We start from the raw sequence: 9,707 nt of genomic DNA, 5'->3' as shown, positions 1-9,707 counted from the left end.
CACGAGAGCCGCACCGGCTTCTGTCAGCCCTTGGGCTTTATAATCCCAGTCTTTAAATTCAGCCTTAACTGCTTGCCAATCAACTTTCCTTACAAATCTTAATCAACCCAAAGTAATAGCCTGAAATAGCCGTGTGTCGTATGGAAAATTAAAAACAAAAACCGAATGAAGAAAACGCACTTGAGACTTGCATATGGCTTCACAGGTTTATTGCTGTAAAAGCTTCAAATGATGATATCTCTAATACTTTTCGCTTGTTCTCTTGTGGTAGCTTCCACATGCAAAAATATATGGACTATAATACCTCTTCTCAAGCTTATCAAACTGAACTCAAAGGTATTTCCTTATTGATTTTGAAAGAGTTCTTAAAACGCATTTTGCAGAGCAACGTAGAAAGCATGTCTAAAAAAAATCATTCCAAGAGCAACAGATTTTTCTAAGTATTGTGAAGAGACTGAAAAAGATCTTCTTTCACGCGCCAAAACTCCTCATGAAATAATGAGGAGAGTTTAAAATAGATTTCTAAAAAATAGCAAAATAGTGAAAAGTGCTGATCATTTTTGGATTGGATATGCATTTAAAGAGTGATTAAAAAGTTTTTTTAATGTACAATATATTTCTAGAAGCTAAAATAGCTCTATAGTATCAAATTTATAAAGTAAATAAATCCATTAATACAAATTAAGGATTTTAGGATACGCGAATTTCAAAATATTTGTTTTTTAAAACATGAGTAGCCAGCATCAGCGCAAAAAATGTTGCGGCAATTATGATTCCCTTTCGTGTACTTTTGAAATAACAGAGCTTTTCTTTAATCTTTATGAAAGGATTGCCAGTGCGATGGGCTTTGTTGAAAGGTGGATTTGGGTATCAAAATGCAAGCAAGAGTTTGGGATTATGGAGCTCTGTGTTTAAAGCTATCATCAACTATAGATAAATCATAGACGAGGTTAACTAAAATATTAAAAGCAACTGGATGCAATAGAAGACATTGCTATTAAAAGAAAAGCAAATGCTAAAAAGACTAAAAGGTAGTTTGTGTTTTTATATCAGAAAATAATTTAAGAAATTGAGATCATAATTTTTTCACAGGAAATAAATATGTTTACAGATAAGAAGAGAAAAGCCTTGTTTGGCGTTATAATTTTTATATTTGTATGTTTTTTAGGAATAAGAAAAAATCTTGACTTTATTCAGGGTATTTTGACATTCGCGTCTATTTCTTTGGTGATCGTAACAACTGTTTTTGCAATTTTATGCAATTCTAATATCCCTTCTGAGTTGCAAAACAACCCACAATATAAATGCGGCAATACAACAGGTTGGAAGAGATTAACATGTGAGTTACATCAGTATATGCACAGTCTCCTAAAGTTAATAATTTTAGCGCTTGTCGTTTTAATTTTCCCAAGTAGTTATAAAGAAACTGTTTCTTTGCCTGTCATTTCTAAGTACGTGGAGCACAAGTTTTCTTTTTCATTGGATACCGTACTTTGGTACTTAGATATTGCTCTTGGATATTCAAATATTATAATTTGGTACTTTTTTTTAGTCTGTGTATTCTTCCTTATGTTGCGTACACGCAGTTTAATAAATATATCTATTTACACGCTACAGTGCTCTATTAAAGAGATACAGTAAAATTTACAATTTCATGCTTTAATTTTTCTTTTATATTTCCTTCATTATACATACCATTATCATTTTTACTTGTTTTAATAGCAAATTTATGTTGAAAAGTTTCAGTATTAAAGATTATATCAAAATTATTATGTGTCTTTCCAACAAAACTTATGTTTTTAAATGCTGGATTTAATTTATATTTTTTAAAAAGATTCAAAAAATAATTCTTTAAATTATTTTTTTCTTTAAATTTGATACCCAAGTCAAGTTCCATTTCAGAATAATCATCCGTGGGAAATTCACCCAACAAAAGTTTAGCCATCTTTAGCAAGTTGTCTTCTGATTGCATTGCAAAAAAATCTAATTGTTTTGGTTGTGTATATTTCAGTTTTATTTCTTTAATTAAAAGCAATTTTTTTCGAACTCTTCCTTACCAACAATATCAGGTGAGATATCAATCGTTTTCGGGGGAAAAGATTTTTTGTAGTGTAGCTGCAAGAATTTGTTTAACTCTTTATTTGAAGAAAAAAGAGTTAACTCTATAGGAATCAAAATTCCAAAATATTGCTTATTTTGTTAAATCTGATTTTTAGAACGTGGGTTAGGAATATTCTGAAAGTCGTTTTCAGAATCAATCACTTCAGGATTATAAAGACTATTTTCTCCCGTTAAAACATAAATCCAATAGCAGATCTTCGAGTTAACAGAAAACTTTTCGATTATTAAGGTAGCACATTGATTATCACAGTTAAAATCGTATCTCCCTTCCTCTAAAAATTTATCAGCATCATTGATATTAACTAATTCTGAGGCTGGATCTATTTTATATTTATAAGAAAGGAAGTTAATGGTATTCATAAAGTTAACATAATTACAATGTCTATGTCTTATCAGACGGCAGGTGTTGCCTAAGTTATCTTAGTGACAACGGGAGGGTAGTGTATCCCAAATATACTGCGTCGTTTAGAATCGTTTGGCTGAAAATTAAGGCTATAAAATTTTAATTGCAAAAGCAATACGAGTTTTAGAGAACTCTGCAGTGAAAGCTGCTTAGATTTTTAGAATATGGGCCCCCCCTTCTCGGCTTTTAAGTGGAGGAGAAATCAGTGCATTGAACGAAGCATGGCATCACGTAAAATGGCGTTAATCCGCTTTTGATATCCTTTCCCTTGACTTTTAAAGTCACGCGCTAGCACGTCTGAATCCACACGCACTGTTGTGACAGTTTTGGGTAGTTTATAGAATGGATTGCGAACGGCATTTTTCCAGAACACATCATTGAGTGACGGAATATCACTATGATCAATTGCACTGTCCGGCATTGCAGCCAGTTTATCAACTTCAACTCTCTGTTTATCTGTCAAAGGTGATAAGTTACCTACATCAATTTTATAACGAACTTTCTTCTTTATAACGTTTCTTTTCTTTCGAGTTGGCTCGTCGTGCTGAAATAATACGGATTACCTCTATGCCATCTTTATCGTCATGGACAGTATGCGCTACGAATATTAATAAAAAACCATCCATGAGCCATAAAGCTTGCTCACCATACTCTCGTTTTCAATACGGTCTTGTTTAACCATAGTGAATGGGGCTGCAAAAACACTTGCAGCTATTTCAAAACTTTACACGGTGCTTTCTAAGATTACTTTTTGTTTTAGCTTCATTCCATTCAAATCTCATTTTTATACCTTATATTAATACATTTACTTATATTAACACATTTATAAGGGTATTATATACATCAAGAGTTTTAGATGAACACTTAATTATCCATGTTTTTGTACAATTAATATAATAATAATTTAAAAATTAGTGATTAATTAACTAAAAATATTAAAAAAATAATAAATTATTCTAAGGCTTTATGCATATAATATGCAAATCGAATAAAACTTACAAGCATGTTGAATAAAATGATATTAATTGGCTATTTGGGAGCTGCTCCTGAAAGCAAAAATGAATTTTGGTGCCGAAACATTCAATTTTCGTATGGCTATCTCTGAGAGCTATGCAGATAAAAATACCAATAAAAAGTAGACAAAACAAAATGGTATTCCGTGGTGCTTTTTAAGCTACATACATTTGGCAAAACTTGTTCTTCAGTACAGAACTGCCCCTTTTTCCGAATGAATGAGAGGAACGGTTTTTTTAATGGTCAACGCTACAAAGGATGCAATCAGCACTTTCAAGAAACCACTAACCAAAAAACCTAATGAACTTATTAAAACTGTCAGCAAAGGGACCTGTGTCATATAAGCCACCCATGGTATTCCAAAAGAATAGACTATCCCAATGCCACTCACAGTATTTATCACAAATAATATTATAAAATTTAACCGGTGCCAAAATAATTCTACCATAAAGCCAATAAAAAATGCAGCAAATGGAAAACTAATCAGATAACCACTCGTAACTCCTGAAAAAACACTAATTCCACCACGACCACTAGGCAATAGAGGTAACCCAATCGCAATAAGAACAAGGAAAAGAAGTGATGCTAAAGCTCCCCTTTTCGCTCCAAGTATAGAGCCTGCTAACATCGGAGCCATAGACTGAGCTGTAATAGGGACGCCCAGCAAAAAAGGAAGATAAATAGGAGGAAAAAGACTCAAAACAGCGTAAATAGCGGCAAATAAAGCAATATAAACTAAATCTTTTGTATTCACTGAATTATTCCTTCACTAGGGAAATGCTTTCGTTATTGTTGTACAATTAATAAAAAGTATCAGATTTATAAAAGTACACTTTAAATGCCTTAGATATAGAGAAAAATACTATAATAATTTATTTTAATAACATCACTTATATGAATCATATTAGATTCTACAGTGTTTAATTACATCATAAATTACTATAGTTAAATTCAATAATAGTGATATATGAATATTATATAATAACAATATAACAAAATAATACATTTATTTTAGTTATTATGCTTTGAATGAATGAGAGGAACAGATCTTTTAATCGCGAGTGCAATAAAGGATGCAATCAATACTTTTAAACAATCGCCTATCAAAAAAACTGATGAAGCCATTAAAACCTTCAGTAAAGAAACTTTGGTCATATAAGCTGTCCATGGAACACCAAAAGAATAAACTATCCCAATGCCACCAAAAGTATTTATTATAAATAATGTTATAAAATTTAACCGCTGCCAAAAAAACTCTACCATTAAACCAATAAAAAATGCGGCAAATGGAAAACCTATTAAATAACCACTTGCAATTCCTGAAAAGACACTGATTCCACCACGACCACCAGGCAACAGAGGCAATCCAATCGCAACAAGAACAAGAAAAAGGAGTGACGCTAAAGCACCCCTTTTTGCCCCAAGTATAGACCCTGCTAGCATCGGTCCCATCGATTGAGCCGTAATAGGTACCCCTAGAAGAAAAGGAAGATAAATAGAAGGGAAAAGGCCCAAAATAGCATAAATAGCGGCAAATAAAGCAATATAAACTAAATCTTTTGTATTCATTTGATTCTTCTTTTACTATAAAAACTTTTATTATTATGAGATGCTATATCAATAGTATCAGCATCATAAGAACGCGCGTCCAATGCTTCAGCCACTTCTGAAGCCATTCTTATGGTTCGTATAATTAAAGGTATCGCAAGAGCAACAATGTTAGTATTAAGTCCTCGTGCTTGCTGTGCTTCATGTACCTCATTAAACTTTTCACCCAAAAGAGGAATAAACCTGATCGCCATAGAGATAACCATACTCACTTTTGATGGATTTATACCAAAACAACGAAAGGGCTGGAGGCCTGCTTCAATTGCATCCACCATATCTGACACTTTTGTTGTGAATGAAATAACTGATGATAAAGAAAAGAGGATAACAAGACGTAATATGACCTCAACCCCCGTAAGCCAACCGCTAAAAATAGTTTGAAATACAAATAGAAGAACTAAAAGCAATCCCATCGATTTAAATTGCTTTATCACAGTTTTGAAAGGGATTTTGGCGACTCTATAGAATAAGATGACCAACAATAAAAATAAACCAAGAAGCGCTATGGAAGAAACCATTATTATAAAAGTTCCACAGGCCGTAAGAAATAATAACTTAACTCCAGGACTTAACCTATGAATAAATGTATCCCTCGGAATATATAAACCGATCATGACATTCTTCTTATATACTCCTTTATAGCAACAAAAGGTACATCATCAATTGCTATCTCCCCCTTATCAAAAACCAGCACTCTATCAAACTTTTTCAAAAACTCTAAATCATGCGATACAACTATTGCCGTTTGCGGTAATTCTTCTATCACTTGCGTAACGCGATGCTTATTTCGCAAATCAAGTAATGTCGTCGGCTCATCAAAAATAATGTAGTCTGGTTTCATTGCAACTACACTAGAAATAGCAACAAGTTGTTTTTGCCCACCACTTAATAAATGGACAGCGTGATTTCTGAAATCTTGAAGTTCATAGCGCTGTAAAATTTCATCTACACGCTCCTTAATTTCATCTTTATTAAGCTTTAAATTTTTGAGACCAAAGGATAAATCCTCTTCAACTAATGGTAAAACAATCTGATTATCGGGATTCTGAAAAACAAATCCAACTTTACGTTTTACTGCTTTTGCATCGCGTTTTGTATCAAGCCCATCAACGCTTACAAAACCATGAGATGGTAATTGGAGCCCATTAATAAGGCGAACAAATGTACTTTTTCCAGAACCATTCGCACCTATAATAGCAACTCGTCTTTCGGTAAGCTGTACAGTAATATTTCTTAAAACACACAAATCACCAAAAACTTGTGTTACCTTATCAAATTTTATAATCCCCAAGGTTTATTCCAATCAATCCCTTTTATTAGCTCTTCTTTCTCTATCGCTTCAGTTTATAACCTAAAAGTAATAACAAGCACCATAGAGGAATAATAATGACTGCCAAACTCATATCAGGCATCTGTACAGGAATATATGCTTCAAGAAAAGGCAAGCTTATTCCTATCATATCAAAAAGTCGAGTCATCAATCCATTTTTCCCAAAACCACTGACAAACATAATGCAAAATAATAAAACAAGAAAGCAGAGGCAAAGATAGTTAGCGTAAGGATATAAACCAAACGCATAAATAAAATCGCCCTTTCTGTTCTTATGGGCATTGCGAAATTTCAAATGAACAATAACAATAATAGCCCAAGTAATCACTGCTGCTGCAGTTGCAAGAGCCATGATCCGCATGAAACTATTATCAGGAACAAGAGCATTAACAACGACAATCAACGCCGTACATAATGAAGAAAAAAGGATAGCAATATAAGGAACACGAGCAGCACTCAGTTTACTAAAAATATGTGGTGCATTTTTTTGTACAGCTAAACTATAAAGCATACGGCCATTAGAATAAATGCCACTATTGTAAACAGAAATAGCAGCCATAATCACCACAAAATTCAAAATATGACCAGCAGCAGGAATTCCTATAGTCTCGAAAATTGTGACAAAAGGACTACCATTTTTTCCAATCATATTCCAAGGGCTGATTATCATAATAATGCTGATAGATCCAATATAAAAAATTATAATCCTCCACATAACTTGACGGATAGCCGCTGGAATTGTTTTTTGTGGATTAGATGCCTCTCCAGCAGCAATACCAATAAGCTCCGTTCCTCCAAAAGAAAACATTACTACAGAAGTTGCTAAAACAACCCCTACTGCTCCATAAGGGAAAAAACCACCATGGTCCCAAAGATAATGAATATTCGCTTGATTTTCCCCTAGTCCAGTGACAATGAGAAAAATTCCAAAAATAATCATACCAATAACAGCAGCCACTTTGATCAAAGCGCAAACAAATTCAAATTCTCCATAAAAACGAACATTAAACAAATTAACAAATGTAACAAATAAAAGAACAATGAAAGATGTCTTCCAATGATCAATCAAAATCCAATGATCAAGGTAAAACCCTATCACTGTAAGTTCAGCCATGCTCACAAGAATATAAAGAAACCAATAATTCCAACCTGTTATGAAACCAGCTAATCTCCCCCAATATTTATAAGCAAAAAAACTAAATGCTCCTGAAGACGGTTCTTCTACTGACATTTCACCAAGCATTCGCATAATGAAATACATAATAAGCCCGCCGACAAGATAAGATAAAATAACTGAGGGACCAGCTAATTGAATTGCCTCGGTTGACCCATAAAAAAGTCCCGTCCCCATAACGCCACCCAAAGCAATCATTTGAATATGGCGATTTTGAAGGCTACGCTTCAATTCCTCGTGCTTTTTTTCAGACATCATGCCTCACTACTTTTGTTGAACTTAACCTCAACTTTTATTGAAAAATTAGGCACCTCTTTCAAAAAACACAAAACAAACGTAAACTTATTTTCTTATCATAATGCAACTCCTTATTTTTTTGTGCATTATACGTATGTCCCGTTGAAGTTTTAAGAAAAAATATGCTCCACCCTTTATTTAAATTAATGTCCTTCATTTTCGTTACACTAACCATTATAGCATTGGTCATTGATAACGCACACTCTGTAATCACATCACATTGGACAACAACCCCCTTTAATAAAATTTTAACAAACCTTCTGCAAACAGATATCTATCACCTTAATCAATCTCTATGCAAGGTAATGCCTGATTTTCTGTCCTCAATTTGCATTACTCTCACTTATTTACCCGCATGGTCTATCTTTGGTGCTTTAGCAATAGTATTTTGTATCTTAAATTACGAAAAACAAAAGCCTTTTCACAAAATATCATATACATATAACGAAGAGTACATTTGATCTTGAAAAAAACTTCTAGAGCTCTCTGTACTATAACATAATCGATGTCGCTTAAAACCCCTCACTCTATTAAAACAACTGAAGATCACTTGATCATCAGAAAAAATTAAAACGCTTCATTATAAATATAGGCGCTCACTTATGATTTCTATAGATAACAATAACATCACTTTATTTGTATCAATTTAAAAAAATTAGCGAATAAATCTACCTCCCACCTATAAGAAAACTCTGTACAGAAAAAACTTAAAATATTGCAGTTCATATATTTTTCTATGGCTGTTTCTTTAATACTCTACAAAAACTTTTCTTAATTTTCGTACTAGAAACCCCATATAAAAAAACGTCTTCTAATATCAGCTATCCTTATAAGATTGGAACTTATTAAAATTAATGAAGAAGCTTATAAAAATTATTCTACAAGTCTAACAAAATGCGTGAAATAAAAACTCCTCTGTAAATAATTGCAATTGTGATAAAAAATATTTCGCACCTTCTCCCTATTGAGAAAATGGTAAGATAACAGCTTCAGTAACACTCTAGTTCTTTTAAATCTGAAAATCGTCTCGCTAAAATATCAACTTTTTTAGATATCTCATCCAAACTTTTCCATTGATTAGTTACCTCTCGAGAAAGTTTCTCAATGAATTTTTCTTGGTAAGCTAGCTTCATTTCTAGTTCTATCAGCCGATCTTCATCCGACATGATTTTTACTCCCTCTTAAATAAAAAACGTGATTAATTTTATTAATCCTCCTCCCTTTTTCTTCCCATAAAAATGAGAAGTAACTTCTCAACTAATTCTACTCATCTATTTGCACATTATAAAAGGTTTATGATGATCTTTATTTTCCCAATCACTCTATGCAACAATTTCTTTCTTAAGAATCAGAAAATGTTTTTATCTTTACTAAGTTATCTTGACACCATTTTTCATCCTAAAGATCTACATTCCCAGCTTCTTAATTTAAGTGCTATCGTAAATTGAAAAGCATTTTATAGCATTAAGGTCAAAGAATACTTTCCTCTGACTTTTACATAATTCTCCTTCAAATTATTATCATATGTATAAATTATTGAAAAAATGCATTCTTGCTTTTATACGTACTTTTAGCTATTACCCTCAAATTAGTTTTGTCTCATTGACTTACAAACCTATGCCGCATTAGCTCAGTTGGTAGAGCACATCATTCGTAATGATGGGGTCGCTGGTTCGAATCCGGCATGCGGCACCACTTTTTGTATTTAGCGTATTGAAATATATAGATTTTTTCTTTAAACAGCCATTTTCAGACCATCT

Annotated in this window: 10 protein-coding genes and 1 tRNA gene; 2 read left to right on the top strand and 9 right to left on the bottom strand. The window is 32.8% G+C overall.

Annotation, left to right across the window (positions count from 1 at the left end):
- Positions 1–1,101: 1,101 nt before the first annotated feature.
- Positions 1,102–1,641: a hypothetical protein gene (locus ACFIK4_RS01830; protein ID WP_375671175.1), complete on the top strand. Its 540-nt coding sequence runs from the start codon at positions 1,102–1,104 to the stop codon at positions 1,639–1,641.
- Here the strand turns inward: ACFIK4_RS01830 and ACFIK4_RS01825 are convergent.
- The 9 genes from ACFIK4_RS01825 to ACFIK4_RS01785 all read right to left on the bottom strand — a co-directional run bounded on the left by ACFIK4_RS01825 (position 1,625) and on the right by ACFIK4_RS01785 (position 9,113).
- Positions 1,625–2,035, bottom strand: coding sequence for a hypothetical protein (locus ACFIK4_RS01825; RefSeq protein ID WP_375674745.1), 411 nt, complete (start codon positions 2,033–2,035; stop codon positions 1,625–1,627). The genes ACFIK4_RS01830 and ACFIK4_RS01825 overlap by 17 nt on opposite strands.
- A gap of 164 nt (positions 2,036–2,199) precedes the next feature.
- Entirely contained in the window at positions 2,200–2,481 is a 282-nt protein-coding gene (locus ACFIK4_RS01820; protein WP_375638593.1) for a hypothetical protein, read from the bottom strand.
- 245 nt (positions 2,482–2,726) lie between these two features.
- Complete coding sequence (locus ACFIK4_RS01815; RefSeq protein ID WP_375638596.1) at positions 2,727–3,035, bottom strand: BrnA antitoxin family protein; 309 nt, start codon at positions 3,033–3,035, stop codon at positions 2,727–2,729.
- 690 nt (positions 3,036–3,725) lie between these two features.
- Complete coding sequence (locus ACFIK4_RS01810; protein ID WP_375674743.1) at positions 3,726–4,292, bottom strand: biotin transporter BioY; 567 nt, start codon at positions 4,290–4,292, stop codon at positions 3,726–3,728.
- 257 nt (positions 4,293–4,549) lie between these two features.
- Positions 4,550–5,107, bottom strand: a complete 558-nt coding sequence (locus ACFIK4_RS01805) for a biotin transporter BioY (RefSeq protein WP_375629709.1) — start codon at positions 5,105–5,107, stop codon at positions 4,550–4,552.
- Positions 5,104–5,760, bottom strand: coding sequence for an energy-coupling factor transporter transmembrane component T family protein (locus ACFIK4_RS01800; protein ID WP_375613809.1), 657 nt, complete (start codon positions 5,758–5,760; stop codon positions 5,104–5,106). Before ACFIK4_RS01800 ends, ACFIK4_RS01805 begins: the two co-directional genes overlap by 4 nt.
- Entirely contained in the window at positions 5,757–6,437 is a 681-nt protein-coding gene (locus ACFIK4_RS01795) for an energy-coupling factor ABC transporter ATP-binding protein (RefSeq protein ID WP_375613810.1), read from the bottom strand. Before ACFIK4_RS01795 ends, ACFIK4_RS01800 begins: the two co-directional genes overlap by 4 nt.
- 40 nt (positions 6,438–6,477) lie before the next feature.
- Positions 6,478–7,905: an amino acid permease gene (locus ACFIK4_RS01790; protein ID WP_375674747.1), complete on the bottom strand. Its 1,428-nt coding sequence runs from the start codon at positions 7,903–7,905 to the stop codon at positions 6,478–6,480.
- Positions 7,906–8,936: 1,031 nt separating this feature from the next.
- Entirely contained in the window at positions 8,937–9,113 is a 177-nt protein-coding gene (locus tag ACFIK4_RS01785) for a SlyX family protein (RefSeq protein WP_375668660.1), read from the bottom strand.
- Positions 9,114–9,566: 453 nt separating this feature from the next.
- On the opposite strand from ACFIK4_RS01785, the gene ACFIK4_RS01780 reads away from it, so the two are divergent.
- A tRNA-Thr gene (locus ACFIK4_RS01780) sits at positions 9,567–9,642 on the top strand.
- Positions 9,643–9,707 lie beyond the last annotated feature (65 nt).

Source organism: Bartonella sp. AP9QHHD, assembly GCF_042195625.1.
Classification (GTDB): Bacteria; Pseudomonadota; Alphaproteobacteria; order Rhizobiales; family Rhizobiaceae; genus Bartonella.
Note: the sequence above shows the minus strand (reverse complement) of the source record. Positions and strands in the feature narration are given on the sequence as shown.